At 44.9% G+C, this 19,160-nt stretch carries 21 protein-coding genes; 9 read left to right on the top strand and 12 right to left on the bottom strand.

The features are described 5' to 3' along the window. Window positions 1-119: 119 nt before the first annotated feature. From DP120_RS01105 to DP120_RS01125, 5 genes are all read right to left on the bottom strand, one after another. The gene (locus DP120_RS01105; RefSeq protein WP_112221346.1) at window positions 120-653 is read right to left on the bottom strand and encodes a chromate transporter; all 534 of its coding nucleotides are present in this window, start codon (window positions 651-653) and stop codon (window positions 120-122) included. Then, window positions 650-1,228 (bottom strand): chromate transporter, encoded by a 579-nt coding sequence (locus tag DP120_RS01110; protein WP_112221347.1) that lies wholly within the window; start codon window positions 1,226-1,228, stop codon window positions 650-652. Before DP120_RS01110 ends, DP120_RS01105 begins: the two co-directional genes overlap by 4 nt. Before the next feature lie 6 nt (window positions 1,229-1,234). Next, on the bottom strand, window positions 1,235-2,839 hold the full coding sequence (locus DP120_RS01115; protein WP_112221348.1) for a gamma-glutamyltransferase family protein: 1,605 nt from the start codon (window positions 2,837-2,839) through the stop codon (window positions 1,235-1,237). A 29-nt stretch (window positions 2,840-2,868) separates the two neighbouring features. Further along, window positions 2,869-3,312, bottom strand: a complete 444-nt coding sequence (locus tag DP120_RS01120) for a GNAT family N-acetyltransferase (protein ID WP_233786122.1) — start codon at window positions 3,310-3,312, stop codon at window positions 2,869-2,871. An 89-nt stretch (window positions 3,313-3,401) separates the two neighbouring features. Beyond that, window positions 3,402-4,079, bottom strand: coding sequence for an SOS response-associated peptidase (locus DP120_RS01125; RefSeq protein WP_112221349.1), 678 nt, complete (start codon window positions 4,077-4,079; stop codon window positions 3,402-3,404). 129 nt (window positions 4,080-4,208) lie between these two features. Between DP120_RS01125 and ggt the strand changes: the two genes are divergently transcribed. The 4 genes from ggt (at window position 4,209) to DP120_RS01145 (ending at window position 9,820) form a co-directional block, all read left to right on the top strand. Further along, window positions 4,209-5,867 (top strand): gamma-glutamyltransferase, encoded by a 1,659-nt coding sequence (gene ggt, locus DP120_RS01130; protein ID WP_112221350.1) that lies wholly within the window; start codon window positions 4,209-4,211, stop codon window positions 5,865-5,867. A gap of 23 nt (window positions 5,868-5,890) precedes the next feature. Beyond that, on the top strand, window positions 5,891-7,504 hold the full coding sequence (locus DP120_RS01135) for an L-lactate permease (protein WP_112221351.1): 1,614 nt from the start codon (window positions 5,891-5,893) through the stop codon (window positions 7,502-7,504). Window positions 7,505-7,523: 19 nt separating this feature from the next. Further along, window positions 7,524-9,134, top strand: a complete 1,611-nt coding sequence (locus DP120_RS01140; protein WP_112221352.1) for an L-lactate permease — start codon at window positions 7,524-7,526, stop codon at window positions 9,132-9,134. Window positions 9,135-9,388: 254 nt separating this feature from the next. Beyond that, the gene (locus DP120_RS01145; protein ID WP_112221353.1) at window positions 9,389-9,820 is read left to right on the top strand and encodes a hypothetical protein; all 432 of its coding nucleotides are present in this window, start codon (window positions 9,389-9,391) and stop codon (window positions 9,818-9,820) included. 39 nt (window positions 9,821-9,859) lie between these two features. Here the strand turns inward: DP120_RS01145 and DP120_RS01150 are convergent, their stop codons facing one another. Both DP120_RS01150 and DP120_RS01155 read right to left on the bottom strand, forming a co-directional pair. Then, entirely contained in the window at window positions 9,860-10,051 is a 192-nt protein-coding gene (locus DP120_RS01150; protein ID WP_112221354.1) for a hypothetical protein, read from the bottom strand. A 618-nt stretch (window positions 10,052-10,669) separates the two neighbouring features. Continuing rightward, complete coding sequence (locus tag DP120_RS01155) at window positions 10,670-11,149, bottom strand: metal-dependent hydrolase (RefSeq protein WP_112221355.1); 480 nt, start codon at window positions 11,147-11,149, stop codon at window positions 10,670-10,672. A gap of 89 nt (window positions 11,150-11,238) precedes the next feature. Between DP120_RS01155 and DP120_RS01160 the strand changes: the two genes are divergently transcribed. The 4 genes from DP120_RS01160 (at window position 11,239) to DP120_RS01170 (ending at window position 14,329) form a co-directional block, all read left to right on the top strand. Further along, window positions 11,239-11,889 carry a YfbR-like 5'-deoxynucleotidase gene (locus DP120_RS01160; RefSeq protein ID WP_112221356.1) on the top strand — a complete coding sequence of 217 codons (651 nt, stop codon included), beginning with the start codon at window positions 11,239-11,241 and terminating at the stop codon, window positions 11,887-11,889. A gap of 86 nt (window positions 11,890-11,975) precedes the next feature. After that, the gene (locus tag DP120_RS01165; protein ID WP_112222259.1) at window positions 11,976-13,259 is read left to right on the top strand and encodes a hemolysin family protein; all 1,284 of its coding nucleotides are present in this window, start codon (window positions 11,976-11,978) and stop codon (window positions 13,257-13,259) included. A gap of 1 nt (window position 13,260) precedes the next feature. Continuing rightward, window positions 13,261-13,428 (top strand): hypothetical protein, encoded by a 168-nt coding sequence (locus DP120_RS18315; RefSeq protein ID WP_165843686.1) that lies wholly within the window; start codon window positions 13,261-13,263, stop codon window positions 13,426-13,428. Between the two features lie 58 nt (window positions 13,429-13,486). After that, window positions 13,487-14,329, top strand: coding sequence for a YihY/virulence factor BrkB family protein (locus tag DP120_RS01170; protein ID WP_112221357.1), 843 nt, complete (start codon window positions 13,487-13,489; stop codon window positions 14,327-14,329). A gap of 70 nt (window positions 14,330-14,399) precedes the next feature. On the opposite strand, the gene DP120_RS01175 is transcribed toward DP120_RS01170, so the two are convergent. The 5 genes from DP120_RS01175 to DP120_RS01195 all read right to left on the bottom strand — a co-directional run bounded on the left by DP120_RS01175 (window position 14,400) and on the right by DP120_RS01195 (window position 18,247). Then, on the bottom strand, window positions 14,400-15,350 hold the full coding sequence (locus DP120_RS01175) for a dipeptidase (RefSeq protein WP_112221358.1): 951 nt from the start codon (window positions 15,348-15,350) through the stop codon (window positions 14,400-14,402). 36 nt (window positions 15,351-15,386) lie between these two features. Continuing rightward, the gene (locus tag DP120_RS01180) at window positions 15,387-15,656 is read right to left on the bottom strand and encodes a hypothetical protein (RefSeq protein WP_112221359.1); all 270 of its coding nucleotides are present in this window, start codon (window positions 15,654-15,656) and stop codon (window positions 15,387-15,389) included. A gap of 392 nt (window positions 15,657-16,048) precedes the next feature. Continuing rightward, window positions 16,049-16,768 carry a YebC/PmpR family DNA-binding transcriptional regulator gene (locus DP120_RS01185; protein WP_112221360.1) on the bottom strand — a complete coding sequence of 240 codons (720 nt, stop codon included), beginning with the start codon at window positions 16,766-16,768 and terminating at the stop codon, window positions 16,049-16,051. A gap of 139 nt (window positions 16,769-16,907) precedes the next feature. Continuing rightward, window positions 16,908-17,129: a hypothetical protein gene (locus DP120_RS01190; RefSeq protein WP_112221361.1), complete on the bottom strand. Its 222-nt coding sequence runs from the start codon at window positions 17,127-17,129 to the stop codon at window positions 16,908-16,910. A gap of 14 nt (window positions 17,130-17,143) precedes the next feature. Next, entirely contained in the window at window positions 17,144-18,247 is a 1,104-nt protein-coding gene (locus DP120_RS01195) for a nitric oxide synthase oxygenase (protein WP_276310387.1), read from the bottom strand. Between the two features lie 127 nt (window positions 18,248-18,374). On the opposite strand from DP120_RS01195, the gene DP120_RS01200 reads away from it, so the two are divergent. Then, window positions 18,375-19,160, top strand: a complete 786-nt coding sequence (locus DP120_RS01200; RefSeq protein ID WP_112221362.1) for an HAD family hydrolase — start codon at window positions 18,375-18,377, stop codon at window positions 19,158-19,160.

Below are 19,160 nucleotides of genomic sequence, written 5' to 3' on the forward strand. Positions count from 1 at the left end.
AAGAGCTAGGCACTGGAGACTAGACACAAAGTGGCTTATGACCCGAAGAGCTGGGTCGCCGGAGTCTGGACATAGAAAAGCACGCAAAAAGCCATCCGCGCATTGCGGATGGCCGGAGTTTAAAAGAAACCGGTAAGCGCGCCGTAAGCAAGCGCCATCAGAATTACATATGCCGGATGCATTTTACGTATTTCAAGCAGCCAATAGCTGATAACGATCAGCAAAATTGTTTGAATGGTGCCCGATGTTTCATAAGAAGTCACAAAGAACTGAAGAGCCATGGCACCAAGCAACACAGCGATGACAGGGCGTATCATTTTGGTGATATTCTTCACTTTAGGTGAGTCTTTGTATTTTAAAAGGGTAACCATCAATCCGATCATCAAGATCAAAGAAGGCGCAACCGAAGCAAAAAGCGCAACGGCCGAACCAAGGATACCCCCTTCCGTGTAACCGATATAACCGGCCATTTTAGTGGCGACCGGTCCAGGAAGTGCATTGCCGAGTGCCAATACTTCGCCGAATTCCTGGGTAGTCATCCAGCCATAGCGATCCACCACTTCCTTTTCCACTAGCGGGATGGAAGCAGGGCCTCCGCCGTATCCCAAAATTCCTGGAATAAAGAAGGCCATAAAGATTTGCCAATAAATCATTTCGGCTCACCTTCCTTCCTGAACGGAAGAAATACAATTACCAGTATCGCCACAATCAGGACAGCTGGATGAACTCCTGCCACTTCCATCAATATTATGGAAATCACTGTATAGATTACAGCTCTCAGCCAGCCGAGGGAATCTCTGGATTTCTTCAGAAAATCCAGCGTCAGGATTGCAAGCATTACACCAACAACCGGAACAACAGCTTCAGACATGCCATCTACCCAGGCAACATCCTTATATTGCTGCAGCACCCCTAAAAGTATGATCATCAGAAGGACTGTAGGCACGACAGAAGCAAGCAAAGCCACCAGGCAACCCATAATGCCGTTTACGCGGTAACCGATATATCCAGCCATCTTTGTTGCCAGCGGTCCCGGCATTGTGTTTGCCAAAGCAAGGGTATCCCCGAACTCATCGCTTGTCATCCACTTATATTTTTTAACTGCTTCCTGTTCAAAAAGCGGAATCGCTGAAGGGCCTCCGCCGAACCCCAGCATGCCGATACGAAAAAAAGCAGCGAACAAATCGGTATTCTTATTCACAAAAAGCCCCTCCTTTCCCTTTCCCATAACTTTCTACCAAGCTGCAATCATGCCATCTGTCCGCGATTCGGTACCTCCGGCTAAAACGCCGGTCTCCGGGTTGCGCCAGATAATCTGGCCACGCCCGAAACTTCCGCCATCGGTCGCCACTTGGATTGTATGCCCTTTTCTGGCTAAAGCCTGAGCCAAATAATTCGGGAACTCCGGTTCGACCAAAACGATTTTGCCTTCCATCCATTGCCAGCGCGGCGCATCAAGTGCGGCCTGTGGATTCAGCAGATAATCAATTGTATTCGTAACAACCTGAAAATGGCCCTGTGGCTGCATGTATCCGCCCATAACGCCGAAAGGTCCGACTGCTTTACCGTCTTTCGTCAGGAAACCGGGAATTATCGTATGGAACGTCTTTTTCCCGCCCCTCAACACATTCGGATGGCTTTCATCCAATGAAAAATCGGCTCCGCGGTTTTGCATGCCGATGCCTGTTCCCGGAATGACGATGCCGGAACCGAAGCCCATATAATTACTCTGGATATAGGAAATCATATTTCCTTCTTCATCCGCTGCAGCCAAATACACGGTGCCGCCTTTCGGCAATTCGTATGGTTCAGGAGCTGATGCCGTTTCACCAATGGACGCACTTCGTGTTTCCGCATATTCTTCAGATAAAAGATGTTCTGCGCTGACTGGCATGGCTTCAGGTTCAGTGATAAATGCTTTGCCGTCAGTAAACGCCAGTTTCATCGATTCGATTTGCTCATGCAGCGTCTGTGCCGATTGCCACTGCGGCTTCTTCATTTTTTTAAAGATATTTAACGCCATCAATGCCACCATACCTTGTCCATTCGGTGGAATTTCCCATACATCGAAACCCTTATAATGAGCAGAAATGGGCTCCACCCATTCAGGTTTATAAGCTGCCATATCCTCTTTAGCCAAAAAGCCGCCATGCTTTTTCATATATGTATCAATTTTTTCAGCGATTGGACCTTCATAAAAAGAGCGTGCATCGGTTTCCCCTATTTCTCTTAAGGTAGCCGCATGCCCTGGTGACGACCACATCTCCCCGATGGCAGGAACTTTGCCGCCAGGTGCAAATGTATCGAACCACGCTTGATACTCTTCAGAAGTGAAGTTTTTCTTGAAACTCGTATAAGCAGCTTTCCAATACTTTCCGAGAATCGGTGTCAGCGGATAACCATCTTCGGCATACCTGATTGCCGGTTTCAATGTTTCCACCAGCGACAGTTTACCGAACTTCTGTGATAATTCCGCCCAAGCGGCCGGGACTCCCGGAACAGTGATGGGCACTACACCATGTACCGGCATCTTTTCATGCCCTAATGCTTTTACTGCCTCTGCAGAAATGCTTTTAGGCGCAGGGCCTGAACTGTTCAGGCCGTGAAGCTTATCTTTTACCCATACAAGCGCAAACGCGTCTCCTCCGATGCCGTTCGAAGTCGGCTCCACAACCGTCAATGCAGCTGCTGTTGCAATAGCCGCATCAATGGCGTTGCCGCCTTTTTGCATGATTTCCAGCCCTGCCTGTGCTGCCAGCGGTTGCGATGTAGCCACCATCCCTTTTTTCGAAAATACTGTATGCCTCTTGGATGCAAACGGGTGATTTAAATAATCCATAACTATTCCTCCAATCTATTATATAAATTTCATTTTTCAAGAGTAGTACAGAAAATGCCCGGTGCCACTTCAAAATCCTCTGACTCGGTAAATCCGAAACTTGTATAAAGATTTTTTGCCGGTTTATTCGCTTTGCCAGTGCTGACGATAAATTCTATTCCTTCAAAAGTTTTAGTTAAAGACGTCAGCAGTTCCCTTCCGATCCCTTTTCGGAAATGCTCCGGGTCAACTACCAGGCGGTGGATATCTACCACATTTCCTTCTTTTTTATAAGAAATGAAGCCCATCAGACGCTCATGTTCCAGATACCCGAGAAAGTTTTCGCCGCTATTCTGAATTTCAAGGATGGACTCTTTTAATTGCGGGATGCCTTTGAAACCCATCAATTCTGCTTCCACCAAATAAGCCGGACGCTGAATACGCTGAATTGCCTTGGCTGCAGATTCATTGCGGTGGTCTATTTCACGAATCAATTAAAGTCACCTCTTTATAATAGTAGCATAATTCAAAAAAAGAGAGAGCCATTTTCCAGCCCTCTCTCATTCATTTCTACCCAGAAGAATCAGCTTATTTTGCGAATCAGGGCCGGGTTATTGTTTTTGGGTGAATTAACTTCATCCGACACCTCGTAAGCTTCCAATTCGCCGTCATCGTACGGTTTTAGAAAGCTCTCCAGCAATTCAAAATCCTGAACTTTTGGATCCAGCCAGATCTTTTCCGCTTCCTTGGACAAAATGACCGGCATACGGTCATGGATCGATGCCATTATTTTATTCGGTTTAGTCGTCAAAATAGAGCAGCTATGGACTGTGTCTCCTTCAGGAGATTCCCAGGATTCCCACAAAGCTGCAAATGCGAAAGGTTCGCCTGACTTCATCTTAATCAGCATCGGTGTTTTCCCTGTTTCTTCCTTTCTCCATTCATAGAAGGAATCTGCTACAACCAGGCAGCGCTTCTTCTTGAAGGCATTGCGATAACTCGGCTTTTCTGCCGCAGTTTCCGACCTGGCATTGATCATCTTATACCCTATTTTCGCATCTTTTGCCCACGGCGGAATAAGTCCCCACTTCAGTTTGCCCAAGCGATTTTTATTCCCGTCGCTGACAACTGCTGCCACTTGCTGGGAAGGTGCAATATTATAACTTTGCTCATACTCAGTCTCGTCAAACGATGCCTGGTCAATATCAAAGCGTTCCAGTATCACCTTATAATCTGCATATAACGCAAATCTTCCGCACATATCAACCACCCTTTCGCAAATATTGTACTTTGTTTTCTGACAAATTAACAGGAATACCATTTTTATAGTTTAATGACATTTTTTTGTGGTAAGGAGCCTATATAGAAGAAACGTAAAGGAGGAATTCACATGGATAATAACAATGTTACTGGTGCTGCTACTGAATTTTTATCCACTCACCGTCCCCCTGCTTTTGGAACTACCGGCGCGGTCGCATCACCTCACTACCTCGCTACTCAAGCAGGACAGGAAATCCTTAAAGACGGAGGCCACGCGGTAGATGCCGCTATTGGCATGAATGCCGTTCTGTGTGTAGTTTACCCACATATGGCAGGTTTAGGCGGAGATTTATTCTCCTTAATCTGGACAAATAAAAACGGCAAAGTTGATGCAATCAATGGAAGCGGCAAGTCAGGAGAAAATGTGACGATTGACTATTATCGGAATAATGGGCACGAGGAAATTCCTGAGCGCGGCCCACTCGCCGCCAATACTGTCCCCGGCACGGTTCATGCCTGGTGGGAAATTCACCAAAAATATGGGAAAAAGGAATGGGAATCCCTTTTCAAATACGCTATCCACTATGCGGAGCAAGGTTTTCCTGTTTCACAGAAATTCAGTGATTTCATTCCCGAAAAGAAAGACGTTCTTGAACTTCATGAAGAAACCAAGAAAATATTTATGAAGGACGGCAATATCCTCAAAGAAGGCGACCTCTTCGTCCAATCTGATCTTGCCCGCTCACTGAAACTTATTGCCAGTGAAGGCCCTTCTGTATTTTACTCTGGAGAAATTGCCGAAAAAATTATAAGCAGTTTAGAGAAACACGGCGGTTTATTAACCAAAAATGACTTGAATAACCATAAATCCGAATGGCAGGAGCCGCTTCAATCTTCTTACAGGGGATACGATGTTTTTCAGATCCGGCCAAATACACAAGGTCTCGCTTCGCTCATAATACTAAATATCCTTGATGAATTTAATTTGAAAGAGCTGGGCGACAATACGGCTGATTACTATCACCTTATGGCCGAAGCAACTAAACTCGCCTTTCTCTACAGAGATGAATGGGTGACAGACGAGAATTATATGGAGCGTGAACCTGAGGAACTCATCGCCAAAGAAATCGGCAAGGAGTTGGCTAAGCAGATTCAGTTTGATCGTGTATCTCCGGCGCTTGAACGCCAAAAATCGCTCCCATTATTCAAGGAGAATAAAGACACAACTTATATGTGTGCTGTGGACGAAGAAGGAAATGCCTGTTCGCTTATCCAGAGCATCTATCATGAATTCGGCTCAGGTTTTGTACCGGAAGGCACAGGATTTATCCTGCAAAACCGCGGATCTTTTTTTGAACTCGATCCTGAACACCCGAATGCTCTTGCCCCGGGCAAAAAAACTTTCCATACAATTATTCCTGCGATGATGCTGAAAGACGGAAAGCCATTTATGCTTTATGGATCAATGGGAGGAGAAGGACAGCCACAAACACAGGCAGCCATCGCTACTCGCGTCGTTGACTTTGGCTACAATATTCAGCAGGCAATTGAAGCACCAAGATGGCTTCATGGAAAAACCTGGGGAGAGGAAAGTAAAACTTTTAAACTGGAAAGCCGCATTTCCAAGGACATCACAGATGAATTGGATAAGAGGGGGCAGCTCGTGGAACGTGTAGAAAACTGGACTGGTACGATGGGCCACGCTCAAGGAATCATTATCGACAGAGAAAGAGGTGTGCTGAGTGCCGGTGCAGATCCACGGGGAGATGGTATTGGACTCAGCTGGTAAATCTATAAAAAGGAGTTGAGAAGATGGAACATAATTTACCCATCACACTTGTCTATTGGCTAATCGCGTTATTGCCTTTGGCAGCTCTGCTTGTCATGCTTGTGCTGCTAAGATGGTCGGCATCGGTTTCTGGAGGCATTGCATTGGCGATTGCCCTTGCTACAGCTTTTCTGTTTTATCAGACTCCTTTTGATGCAGCTTTGGTTGGAATAGGCAAAGGAGCTTGGGATGCGTTCTTTATATTGCTGGTTGTCTGGCCAGCCCTATTGCTTTACCAGGTCACGGATAAAGCAGGAGCATTCAAAGCAATCCGACAGGGAATCCAGGAATACAGCAAGAATTATCTATTCCTGGTTCTCGCTTTTGGCTGGGTTTTCGCATCTTTTCTCCAGGGAATTGCCGGTTTTGGTGCACCAATTGCTGTTGTAGCACCTTTATTGATTGGTATCGGTGTAAAACCTGTCACAGCGGTGGTCATACCTTTGATTGGCCATGCCTGGGCAAATATGTTCGGAACTTTGGCCGTGAGTTGGCTTGCCACCAATAATATTGTGGATTTCGAAAATCCTGCTCTCGCTGCTCTATATATGGCAATTCTTTTATGGATTCCCAATCTCGTTGGCGGACTGATGATTTGCTGGCTTTTCGCCAAATGGAAAGGCATCAAAGAAGGCTTATGGGCCGTACTTATTATTTCACTGATTCATGGCGGAGGCCAAGTGGCTTTGACCCAAGTCAACCCCACACTGAGTAATTTTATTCCTACCATTGTGGCACTCGGGGCTTTGTTCCTTTTGGCAAAATGGAACCGCTACAGTGAACAGACTGAACTGGAGGAAGAAACAGATATTTTGGAAGACACAGATTCTGAGAGCGAAGAAGAATCAGATATGTCTCTTAATCAGGCATTCTTACCTTATTATGCACTGACCATTTTGTCTGTTTTAGCCTTGGGAATTCCTTTCATCCAGGATTTCCTCAGCCAATTAAACTTTGGCATTCCTTTCCCAGGGATTGAAACCGGCTATGACTTTACAATAGCAGGTGTTGATTCGTATTCACCAATTGAGCCATTGACGCATCCAGGTACCTATTTGCTGATTTCTTCAGTAATCGCGTATTTCTGGTTTAAGTCCAAGGGAGCTTATGATAAAGGAGCACTGTCAGAAATTCGAAAGGGTGTTACTGATAACGGCGTTAGTGCTTCAATCGCCATAATCGCTTTCCTGACAATGACACAGGTGCTTGAACATTCGGGACAAACGACCGTTCTTGCGTTAGGTATCGGAGAAGTTTCACCGCCTGTAGTTTATGTCGCATTGGCAAATCTGATAGGAATTACAGGGGCATTCATGACGTCTTCCAATACGTCTTCTAATATCCTGTTTTCTCCTCTGCATGAAAGTGTAGTGAACAGCATGGAAGGACTCAGCCTTGCACATGTTTTGGCTGCCCAATCAGCTGGCGGTGCAATAGGAAATGCCATCGCTCCTGCTAACGTAGTTTTAGGCACGAGTACTGCCGGAATAAAAGGCAAGGATGCTGAAGTGTTCAAACCGACAATAGTGTTCTGTCTTATTACAGGCTTGCTCGTCTCTGCCGCTTCCATTGTTCTGCATCTCTTTTTCCCAGGCTGATAAATAAGGAGCGTACATGATGGATCATAATTTACCTATCACTATCACTTATTGGCTTATTGCCTTACTCCCCCTTGCGGCTCTGCTAATTATGCTTATATGGATAGAGCTTTCTGCACCGGTTTCTGGAGCAATTGCTTTAGCAATTGCTCTGGCAACATCCCTTCTTCTCTATCAAACACCATTTGATATGGCTTTGATAGGGATAGGAAAGGGAGCATGGGATGCATTTTTCATCCTGCTGGTTGTCTGGCCCGCCCTTCTGCTTTACCAGGTTACAGATAAAGCGGGTGCTTTCAAAGCGATTCGTAAAGGAATATTAGAGTACAGCAAAAATTACTTGTTTCTTGTTCTGGCTTTTGGATGGGTGTTCGCTTCTTTTCTGCAGGGCATCACCGGCTTCGGGGCACCCATAGCCGTTGTTGCTCCGCTGTTAATCGGAATTGGCGTAAAACCCGTGACTGCGGTTGTTATCCCTTTGATCGGCCACGCTTGGGGAAACACGTTCGGGACATTGGCTGTCGCCTGGATTGCCACTGTAAATATCGTTGATCTCCAGTCTCAGGCCTTGGCGGCTTTCTATACAGCACTGCTGCTTTGGATACCCAATCTAATCGCCGGAATTATGATTTGCTGGCTTTTCGCCAAGTGGAAGGGAGTAAAAGAAGGAATATGGGCTGTCTTGGTTATTTCCCTTATTCACGGCGGCGGCCAAGTAGCTCTCTCTCAGGTCAACCCTTCCCTCAGCAACTTTATTCCGACTATCATCGCGCTTGGGGCTCTTTACTTTCTTTCAAAATGGGAGAGATACAGTGAAAAGACTGACCTCGAGGATAAGACCGAAATTTTGCAGGACAAGGATTCAGAAGAAGAAGATGTGCCTTTGACAATGAACCAGGCATTTATGCCTTACTATGTGTTGATGGTCCTATCAGTCATCATGCTAGGAATTCCATTTATACAGAGCACACTGGATAACCTGGATGTTGGCATCCCCTTTCCTGGTGCGGAAACAGGATATGGGTATGAGGTTGAAGGGGAAAATTCGTATTCCCCTATTGCACCACTCACCCATCCAGGGACCTATTTATTAATAGCTTCCATTTTCGGCTACTTTTGGTTCAAGTCGAAAAATGTTTATGAGGAAAATACCCTTTCAAAGATACGTAAAGATATATGGAGTGATGGACAGGCAGCCTCTCTTTCAATTTTAGCTTTTCTTGCCATGTCACAAGTTCTTGAACACTCAGGACAGACTACCGTACTGGCACTCGGCATTGGAGAGGTATCCACTCCTATTATTTACATGGCACTGGCAAACCTTATTGGCATCACCGGTTCGTTTATGACTTCTTCCAACGCATCTTCAAATATTCTTTTTTCACCGTTACACGAGAATGTAGCGAATAATATGGAGGGGTTGAGTGTCGCCCATGTCATTGCTGCACAATCTGCCGGAGGTGCAATAGGGAATTCCATTTCACCCTCCAATGTAATTTTAGGTACAAGTACAGCTGGAATCAAAGGACAGAATTCTGAAGTTTTCAAACCTACTATTGTTTTTTGTATAATCTCAGGAATACTTGTATCTTTAGGTTCTATCGCTTTACATGTTTTCTTTCCTGTTTGATAAAAATCCATCATCTAAAAAAAATCTGCCCGCCAGCAAAAAAGCTATACTTTTTTGCTGGTTTTTCATGACGATTTCCGCATAATATTATTACAGAATCACTTATACATTATGAAAATTCCGATTATTTTACATAAATTGTTAATGTTCTGCTGATTTTTTCTTGAATACAACCAATCGAGAGGGTTCAAAACCCTTTCCTAAGGAAAGAGTGTTATAATAGGTATACAAAGATTTTTGTAAGGAGGAATAACATGGCTACTGCACGAGAAATGAGTCTGGTCAATAAAGATTTTTTGGTAGAAGAACTCGGGCTGAAGCAACAGGGCAATTCGGCTGTATTTACAAATGAGGATACATTTGTGTTATCACCGTCTGTCCAGCGATATGAAAAAGGATTTGACGTCAGCGATTTTACTTTGGCGAAATATGATCCAGAAAAACAACAGGGATATCTTATTGTCCGATATATGGATACCTTTCTCATGGCCAAGCTTGAAAGCTTCATTGATAAAATGATGCCTCCTGAGCTGAAAATCACCAAAAAAAATACAAAGCCACATTGGAAATTTACTGTAGCTGAAAACCCGGCTTACCATATTGTCAATACACAGAATAAGGAATTGCGCTATCGTTTACAGGAACCATCCAAAAAGCAAATTCTTTCTTTCTTCAATAAAATGTAAAAAGACAGCTCCCGACTTTTTAAGGGAGCTGTCTTTTTATTATTCTTCTTCATTTTCACGGATGGGAATCTTTTCATCCCCTATGCCTGTATTACTGTGGGCTCCTTCTTTTCGAAGCTCTTCTCCATCACGCTGTTCTGCATTCTTGCCGCCAAAACTTCCGTGTTTTTGGTCGCCTCTTCTGGTACTTTTGTTCTCTTGTTCCCGATCAGAAAATTCCTGCTTGCTCATGTTGATCCCCTCCCAAGAAAATTGTCTTATCTATCCCTTTCCCCAATCTATTCAAAGAAAACACAAGAGGCAATTGTTGTTGAGCAATCATCAGGGCCAACAAAGCTACCCCTAGCTTCCATTATAAGTTGAACTAAAAATCTTTAGTAGTCGATATTCCGCAAAACAGCTACGAAGACATTAGCCGACGCTTGCGAGGCTAAGTCTTTGCGACGAAGCAGCGCAGCGATGCAGGAGCACGGTTTTTACGCCTAGCTTATTATGCGAGCAACCCGAGTGGATCTCGCCCTTCGTCGAAACGGAGTTGGAAAGCCAACTCCGTTTCTGTCTCTGCATCGCTTCGCTAGCTTCGAGACATGAAAGGGCGCTGTTCCCCAAGGCGTCTTCGCTGTTTTGCTCCATATCTTTAGAGATATCTCTCAGCAAAGGCGCGTCGCCGGAGCAGGCGAATGCCGACGGAGCAGAAGACGAGTGTTCTTCTCGGCTTATTGCGGGAGGCAAGGTTCGCCATACGAAGATGGCGCAACCTTTGCGACGAGCAGTGCGCAGGAGCATAATCTTCGCACTGTCCAAAGCGCCGAAGCGGTATATTTCTTTTTTTATATTCAACTTACATAGTCAAAGATTAAAATCAAAAGCTGACAGTCCGAAATAGACGGAAAGCAGGGACAACATTGCAAAAACAACATATTCTGCTGTTCCGCCAGTTTTTGCAGTAATAGGAAAACGGACTGTGACTTTAAATGGGAACAATAATTTTATGCCATTTTTAGTTGCCATATCCAATACTAAATGGCTGGCCATTCCCACCAGCAAACCGGCTGCAATGGCCTCATTCGGCAAGAAGGCGTTAAACAATAAAGCTGCCATCAATAGAAAGATAAGACTGTGGGTGAATGTCCGGTGGCCGAATAGTGTATTGATGATTTTCGAAACAACCGGAAAAGTCCGGCCGATTTTGCTGCCTCCGTGGCAGATATCCGGTATCACGGCTCCTACTGCTCCCGCGCCAAGCAGGAGCACCGGTTCGTAATTTGTAATTTGTGCGAATGCAAGACTTGCTGCGATGCCGCCGATGATGTGTGTTTTCCCAGTCATGCTGATTCTCCTTCTGCTGTAATCTCTTTTATTATACGGAAAATCGGGTATGGTGGAGATATAGAAATAAAGAAAAAGGAGTTTTAACTATGGGAATCCATGCATTTTTTAACTCATTGAATGATCTGGAGCGTATCATCCGTGCGCCAGGCAGATTTAAATTTGAAGAACATAATGTGGCTGCCCATTCCTGGAAGGTCAGCCAGTACGCCATGTTCTTTGCCACGATCGAAGAACGCGCCGGACGTGCAATCGATTGGAAATCACTTTACGAAAAAACCATCAATCACGATTTCGCCGAAGTCTTTATCGGCGACATTAAAACACCTGTCAAACATTCTTCACCCGAGCTGAAAGAAATGATCGCCCAGGTCGAAGAAGGGATGATGGCGAAATTCATCTCCCGGGAAATTCCTGAAGAATTTCAACAGGTGTTTTCTGACCGCATGAAAGAAGGCAAGGATGAAACAATTGAAGGCCGTCTGCTCGAGCTTGCTGACAAACTGGATCAATTCTATGAATCCTTCAACGAAATGAAGCGCGGAAATGCCGACCCTGAATTCGCTAAAATGTACCGCATCGCTCTGACGAAATTACTCAATATCCCGCTTGAAGCAAGCGTCAGCTATTTCAAAAACATCCTTCTTGAAGATGTGATCAATGAAGACAGCGTTATGGATGTTAAATCGATTACGCTGCAGGTACTTGAGCGCCACAAGCATTCACCATATATTTCATAATCACCTTGTGGTAAATTGTATATAGTACAAATTAACCCGGAGGTGAATCCCTTAGTTAAGGGAATTTATTGGACCCCATACTTTTAGTGAATTCAGCGTTATTCGTTTTATTAATTTTATTTACTGCCGTATTTGTCGGAGCAGAGTTTGCAGTAGTCAAAGTCCGCATGTCGCGCATTGATCAGTTGATCGAAGAAGGCAATAAGCGGGCCGGGCTCGCGAAAAAGATCCTGGATGATCTCGATTACTACCTGTCCGCCTGCCAGCTTGGCATTACGATGACTGCGCTTGGACTTGGCTGGCTGGGTAAACCGGCTGTCGAACAGCTGATTCTTCCTTTTTTTAGAGATTTTGGTCTGCCCTCTTCGTCCGCTTTATTCATCTCTTTCATCCTGGCTTTCTCATTGGTAACTTTTCTTCATGTTGTCATTGGTGAAATGACGCCAAAGTCACTCGCCCTGCATTCAGCTGAGCGCATGACGCTGGCACTTGCGCCAATTCTGTATGCGTTCGGAAAAGTCATGTCTCCGTTCATTTACATTATGACTGGCGCTTCACGACTCTTGCTGCGCATATTCGGTATACAGCCGGCCCAGGCTGAGCAAGGGCATTCTGAAGAAGAGCTGAAGATTATCATGGCCCAGAGCTTTCAAAGCGGCGAGATTAACCAGACAGAATTATCGTATATGCAGAATATCTTTGCATTTGATGAGCGCAGCGCAAAAGATGTCATGGTACCGCGCACACAAATGATCGCATTTCCAGATTCACTGAGCTCCGAAGAATTACTGGAAGAAATCCGGGAACATCGCTTTACACGTTACCCGATCGCTCGTGACGGTGATAAAGACGATCTGATCGGTTTCATCAATGCCAAGGAAGTTCTGACTCATTTCGCAGTCAATGGATCAGTCCAAATGACCGAGCTTATTCACAGCTTGCCGTATTTTCATGAAACGACCCCTCTTCAGACAGCTTTAGTGAAAATGCAGAAGGACCGTACCCATATCGCATTAGTAATAGACGAATATGGAGGGACTTCCGGTTTGATCACAATGGAAGATATTCTGGAGGAAATCGTCGGAGAAATACGGGACGAGTTTGATGAAGATGAGGAAGCGGATATTATTAAAGAAAACGAACACCGCTATTTATTGAATGGCAGGGTGCTGTTAAAAGATCTTGAAGAGCGCTTTGGCCTTGAATTTGACGACAGTGAGGATATTGATACGATTGCCGGATGGGTTCAGCATCAGCTGATAGAAGCTGAAACCGGCAGCACATTTGAAAACAATGGTTGCCGCTGGTCCATACTGAAAATGGAAAACCATCATATCCTTAAAATCTCGCTTGATATTTTGGGGGATTAAAATGAAAACAGATAAAGCAGTGATAGGAATCAACCAGATTCCTTTCGCTGCTTTTTTGCATGGGCATTGTCTTCCTTCTATATCTATACTGTGTTTCAACATTCATATTCGTAAAACCAACCGTGGCTTTTCTTCCTCATTTACCTTATTTATGCTGCTTTATGATTAAGCTGTTGTTCCAGCGGGCATACACAAGATAAAGAAACTAAAAAATGGAGGTTGAAAATATGGGAAAAGCAAAATCCTACGGCAAAGAGTTCGGGGCAAAGTTTAAAGAAGACAATGCCACGATTCTTGCAGCAGCACAGGCTTATTATTATTTACTAGCTATCGTGCCATTATTGATCCTGCTGCTGGCTATCCTGCCGTATCTGCAAATCGAACCGCAGCGTGTTATGGACTTTATGGGTACGATCCTTCCCGGCGAAGTTGCATCGACATTTGAAGAACAAATTGTCAGTGTTGTCACAACGCCAGCTGGTGGTCTATTGACTGTCGGTATCCTGGGTACATTATGGTCTGCATCAAACGCGGTAAGCGCATTTATCAAAGCGACCAATGAAGCCTATGATGTGGAAGAGACAAGATCGTTCATCAAACAGAAAGGTATTGCAATTCTTTTGACATTGTTCATGCTGGTTGCTGTTATTGTAGCTCTTGTATTGCCGATTTTTGGCGGAACAATCATTGATATGATTAGTTCATTCATGAACCTGCCGTCACAGACGGAAATTTTATTCCAAGTACTCCGTTGGGTCATTTCCATTGCGGTAATGAGTATCGTTCTGGCGTTCATGTACAAAATTGCACCAAATAAGCACTTCCCATTCAAAGAAGTAATTGTTGGTGCATTGATAGCGACAGTGTTATGGCAGCTTGTATCTCTTGCATTCTCATTCTATGTGTCTAATTTCGGCAGTTACAGTGCCACATATGGCAGTCTCGGAGGTTTAATCATATTGATATTGTGGTTCTTCCTGACAGGGCTGATCCTGGTGATCGGTGCTGAAATCAATGCTATCATCCACAAACATAAACACCAAAAGACTGGTCCTGCTAAAGTCCAATGATATTACGAAAAGCGCTCTGCTGTAAGCATTTGCTTACAGCAGAGCGCTTTTTAATGTCCACTTCTTCCAGTCAAATCGGTAAATGAGCTAAAAAGTTCCGATAAGCAAACCCTTCCACTTCTGTTTCAGTATAATGCTTCTGCAGTTCATTGATCAGTTTCTGGTAATCACCTGCGTTTTTCATATTATCCGTATAAAATTTGATGCCGTCGAAATCCGAACCAAAACCGATGTGCTCCACTCCGCCCAGTGAACAGAAATGGTCGATATGCCGGATCAGATCAGAAATTGTCGCTGTGTGGCTTTCTTCATTGATGAAGGAAGGAAAAAAGACTATATTGATCATTGCCTTCCTCCGGAACATGGCACGGGCCTGTTCATCGGTCAGGTTCCGCGCATGATTGCATAATGCCCGTGCATTCGAATGGCTGGCAAAAGGAAAATCCGCCAGTTCGAGAACATCCCAAAAAGACTTCTCCGACAGATGGGACACATCTGTAAAAATCCTGTTTTCATTATTTGCCCGTACAACATCTTTACCAAACAGTGTCAGTCCTGCGCCTCTTGGCTCACCAGCTCCGTCTGCACAGAGATTGGCATAATTCCACGTCAGCCCCACAGACAAAACGCCCAACCGAAAGAGATGCCGCAGCTTGGCCAGGTCATTGCCGACAGGCTCTGCGCCTTCAAGCGTCAGCACTGCACCGATTTCATCATCTTTAAGCTCGTTGATATCCTGCCAGCTGGCAATATGGCGCATTTGCGGATTCTTGCCGATTATTTCTGTATGAAAAAGGTCAACCTGCTCAAGGGCATGCTGCCATTTTTCATCGGAAGGCAGTTCCGGATGAAGGAAAATTGCAAAAAACTGTACTTTAACGCCGCCTGCCTGCAATCGCTGAAAGTTTGTATCCAGCTCTTTTGCGTCTGTAAAATTCAATAGCGGCTTGTGGTAAAGGGAATCTCTTTTTGCCACTTGCATTTTGAACAAAGCATCGCAATGCATATCAATGATTTTCACCTTTACCGCTCCTTTCAGTTCTTAAATTCAAAACTCTCATCCTTCCCAGGCGATTTCCGTTGAATAGATGAGGCTGTCACCTACAAAAATTCGACATTTTGTGTAAAAGCAGCTCAATCCCAAAGAAACTTTTATTTCCTGAAATTCTCCGTTTTCATCCCGCAGTTTGCCAAATAAGCGTGAACTTAACGTAAACCCGGGCTGATCATCCTGCAGAACTCCGTCCACCCACAACTTCTTTTGGTCCCAAGTACTTTCTATCCGAATACGATGTGAAGAATGTTTTATTTCCCAGATATCTTTCATCGTAACGCCTCCGTTTCATCTGATAGGGACAGTATAGCAAATAATCGGAATCGTTTCTTCATTGGACCTGATAAACCGACTCCTTACAGCTGGAATTATTTTCATAAAAACCAAAAACAGCCCTCAAGTTAAAAGGGCTGTTTCTCTTGTCCAGACTTCAGCTGCCCAGCTCTTCGGGTCATAAGCCACTCGCTATGCGGCTGAAAGACGCCGCTTCGCTGATCGCTCTAAGCCCGTATTGCTCCTGTCTCTGCATCGCTGCGCTAGCTTCGAGAGATGAAAGGGCGTTGCATCGCTTCGCTAGCTTCGTCGCAAAGAGATGGCCCAAATATAATTTGTGCCATCTCTTGCCTGTCAGAGCTTAACGGGAGCTTGCGCTTTTCCTATACTCATTAGCCTAAATCGACATTGTGGTAAACTTGTTGGACATCTTCCAAGTCCTCGATGGCATCGATCATTTTTTCAAATTGTGCCTGTGCGTCTTCCGGCAATTCCACATCATTCTGTGCCATCATCGTCAGCTCAGCTACATTGAAATCAGTAATCCCCGCTTCTTTGAAAGCTTCCTGCACCAAATGGAACTGATCCGGCTCGGCATAAACGATGACCGCTTCTTCTTCTTCAATGACATCGCGAACGTCGATATCCGCTTCCATCATCATTTCGAGCACTTCATCAGCCGTCTTCTGGCCTTCGATGCCGATAACCGCCGTTGGATCGAACATGTAAGCGACAGAACCGCTGACACCCATATTGCCGCCGTTTTTGCCGAAAGCTGCACGTACATCGGATGCTGTACGGTTAACATTATTCGTCAATGTATCAACAATCACCATTGAACCATTCGGCCCGAATCCTTCATAGCGAAGTTCGTCATAACTTTCTTCTGATCCGCCTTTGGCTTTCTCAATCGCCCGGTCAATGATCGCTTTTGGTACACTATATGTTTTCGCCCGCTCCAATACGACTTTCAATGCTTGGTTCGATTCCGGATCCGGCTCACCCTGTTTGGCGGCGACATAGATTTCCCGTCCGAATTTCGCATAGATGCGGCTTGTATTGGCATCTTTTGATGCTTTTTTCTCTTTAATATTATTCCACTTGCGTCCCATACTGTTTCCCACTTTCTTTCAACTTTGAATGTGAAGAACGTTCACTCCTTCTATTATATAATAAAACCCGTCGTATATTCGAGCTATACAGCAGGAAAGCTGCAAAAAGAAAAAGCGCCGGAAATCAAACCGGCACTTTTCAAGATTTTGTTTTATCGATACGGTGATATTCTGAAATCTGGGTAACCCTTACTTTACCCGTATCCAATTCATGATAAATCCCTCTGCTGTCGGTGAACGAAATATACTGGTCCCGCTCACTTTGGACAAGCGCTTCCGCCTTTTCTTGTGACTCCACAAAAATAAACCGGCGAATATAATGTTCTTCATCGAAAAAATAAGTGATTTTGAATTCTTTCATAAGTTATGCCTCTTTCAGGAATGATAAGGTGCTTGTTGATAAAAGAAGTTCGGCTTGACGATGTCATTTTTATAAGGCTTATGGAAGATATGCGTTGTAGCCGGGGACATTGGTGGGATAAGCCATGCCCAATTTCCGGTGACCTTGCGTCCGGCCATCTCTTCCTTCTTCTCAAAATTTTTGAACTGTTTGGCTGCCGTATGGTGGTCGACGATTGTAACGCCGGCTTCCGCAAAAGATTCCAGTACTGCTATATTCAATTCGACAAGTGCTTTATCCTTCCAAAGAGAGCGACTCGATTTCGTATCCAAGCCCATCTTCTCAGCGACTGCCGGCAGCAAATCATAACGCTCTTCATCTGCAAGGTTGCGCGCTCCGATTTCAGTGCCCATATACCAGCCATTGAAAGGGGCCATCGTATAATGGATGCCACCAATTTCCATCTTCATATCCGATATGATCGGCACTCCGTACCACCTGGCCCCGAGTTCGGCAAAACCTTCAAAGTCCGGGTGTTTAATTTCCACTTCCATGACTGCCTGCTCCGGAAGTTCGAAACATTTCACACCTTTCCCAGCTTCTTCAATTACGATGGGAAGAATATCAAAGGCAGTCCCTTGACCCTCCCAGCCCAGGTCCATGCATTGCTTTGTAAACTGGACAGAAGAAGAGTCACCGACTATCGCGCCATCTTTTTCATAGCCAGCGTAACGCAATAGCTGGTGATTCCAGATGCGCAGTTTTTCTGCACCACCCTGTTGTGCGGGGAATACGGTCAATACCGGACGAATTTTTCCGCCGTTCGCAGCGAATTCAATATGGTCCACCAGCACATCAAATGCGTCTTCCGCAGTCTCAAGATGCCTGGCGTCAAAAACAGTCAATGTATTCCAAAACAGCCGGCCGATGCAGCGGTTATTATTCCGCCACGCCATCCGGGCCCCGTGTTCCAACTCCTCGAATGTATGTGTGTAGGTGCCTGTTTCTTCAACTTCCTCTATAATCCTGTCCATTCGACTGTGTATTTCTGATTCATTTTTTCCCAATTCTTCGTAGCAAGTTTGAATAAAATAACCCGCTTCTTCGATTAAAGGTCGATTGGCCATGGCAATTTTCATGAACTTCACTCCTTCTCCCAACATAATAGCATCTTCCAAATACTTCAGCCTAATCAATTGTGTCCACTCTATGATTTCCGGTGAAGGTGCAGTACACTTGAAAAAAGCCTTTGGGGAGTTGAGTTATATGATTAAAACGATTATGTTCGATTTGGACGACACTTTATTATGGGACAAAAAGAGCGTTGAGGTATCATTGCATTTAACTTGTTTATACGCTGAAGCCCAATGCGGTGTGGACGCCAGCCAGCTGGAACAATCAATCCGCTCTGAAGCTGTAGCTGCCTACGCTGAAACGGAAGTTCATGAGTTCACCAAATCCATCGGTATCAACCCCTTCGAAGGATTATGGGGCGAATTCGATGATGAAAGTGAACAGTTCCAAGTCATGAAAACGCTTATGCCGGCTTACCGGCGTTCAGCCTGGACAAATGCCCTGAAAAAATCGGGTATCGATAATGCTGAGCTTGGTGAGAAACTCAGTGATTACTTCCCGGCAATGCGCCAGAAAAACCCCTTTATATTCGAAGAAACTTTCCAGGTACTTGATCAATTGAAAGACCGCTATCAATTGGTGCTGCTGACAAACGGCTCACCAAGCCTGCAGCAGACCAAACTGACAATGTCACCAGAAATCGCTCCTTATTTCGATGCGATTATCGTTTCCGGTGCCTTTGGCGTGGGCAAGCCGGATGCTTCCATTTTTGAATATGCACTATCCAAAACCACCTCTCAAAAGTCAGAGGCTCTGATGATAGGCGACAACCTGCTGACCGATATTCTCGGCGCCAATAGAGCCGGCATAAAGTCAGTTTGGGTGAACAGGGAGCAAAAAAATGCGCATGATTCCATTTCTCCCGATTTTGAAATTCGGCATCTGCAGGAATTGATACCGTTATTGGAAGGACTTTAA

This window comes from Planococcus halotolerans, assembly GCF_003289955.1.
In the GTDB taxonomy this organism is placed as follows: domain Bacteria; phylum Bacillota; class Bacilli; order Bacillales_A; family Planococcaceae; genus Planococcus; species Planococcus halotolerans.

Excerpts from the sequence above, each read along its gene's own strand:
- DP120_RS01170 (WP_112221357.1), top strand. The coding sequence starts at position 13,487 with ATGGGAAAAGCAAAATCCTACGGCAAAGAGTTCGGGGCAAAGTTTAAA.
- DP120_RS01110 (WP_112221347.1), bottom strand. The coding sequence starts at position 1,228 with ATGGGAAAGGGAAAGGAGGGGCTTTTTGTGAATAAGAATACCGATTTG.
- DP120_RS01140 (WP_112221352.1), top strand. The coding sequence starts at position 7,524 with ATGGATCATAATTTACCTATCACTATCACTTATTGGCTTATTGCCTTA.
- DP120_RS01135 (WP_112221351.1), top strand. The coding sequence starts at position 5,891 with ATGGAACATAATTTACCCATCACACTTGTCTATTGGCTAATCGCGTTA.
- DP120_RS01180 (WP_112221359.1), bottom strand. The coding sequence starts at position 15,656 with ATGAAAGATATCTGGGAAATAAAACATTCTTCACATCGTATTCGGATA.
- DP120_RS01195 (WP_276310387.1), bottom strand. The coding sequence starts at position 18,247 with ATGAAAATTGCCATGGCCAATCGACCTTTAATCGAAGAAGCGGGTTAT.
- DP120_RS01200 (WP_112221362.1), top strand. The coding sequence starts at position 18,375 with ATGATTAAAACGATTATGTTCGATTTGGACGACACTTTATTATGGGAC.
- ggt (WP_112221350.1), top strand. The coding sequence starts at position 4,209 with ATGGATAATAACAATGTTACTGGTGCTGCTACTGAATTTTTATCCACT.
- DP120_RS01115 (WP_112221348.1), bottom strand. The coding sequence starts at position 2,839 with ATGGATTATTTAAATCACCCGTTTGCATCCAAGAGGCATACAGTATTT.
- DP120_RS01105 (WP_112221346.1), bottom strand. The coding sequence starts at position 653 with ATGATTTATTGGCAAATCTTTATGGCCTTCTTTATTCCAGGAATTTTG.
- DP120_RS01155 (WP_112221355.1), bottom strand. The coding sequence starts at position 11,149 with ATGACTGGGAAAACACACATCATCGGCGGCATCGCAGCAAGTCTTGCA.
- DP120_RS01160 (WP_112221356.1), top strand. The coding sequence starts at position 11,239 with ATGGGAATCCATGCATTTTTTAACTCATTGAATGATCTGGAGCGTATC.
- DP120_RS01190 (WP_112221361.1), bottom strand. The coding sequence starts at position 17,129 with ATGAAAGAATTCAAAATCACTTATTTTTTCGATGAAGAACATTATATT.
- DP120_RS18315 (WP_165843686.1), top strand. The coding sequence starts at position 13,261 with ATGAAAACAGATAAAGCAGTGATAGGAATCAACCAGATTCCTTTCGCT.
- DP120_RS01150 (WP_112221354.1), bottom strand. The coding sequence starts at position 10,051 with ATGAGCAAGCAGGAATTTTCTGATCGGGAACAAGAGAACAAAAGTACC.
- DP120_RS01145 (WP_112221353.1), top strand. The coding sequence starts at position 9,389 with ATGGCTACTGCACGAGAAATGAGTCTGGTCAATAAAGATTTTTTGGTA.
- DP120_RS01125 (WP_112221349.1), bottom strand. The coding sequence starts at position 4,079 with ATGTGCGGAAGATTTGCGTTATATGCAGATTATAAGGTGATACTGGAA.
- DP120_RS01185 (WP_112221360.1), bottom strand. The coding sequence starts at position 16,768 with ATGGGACGCAAGTGGAATAATATTAAAGAGAAAAAAGCATCAAAAGAT.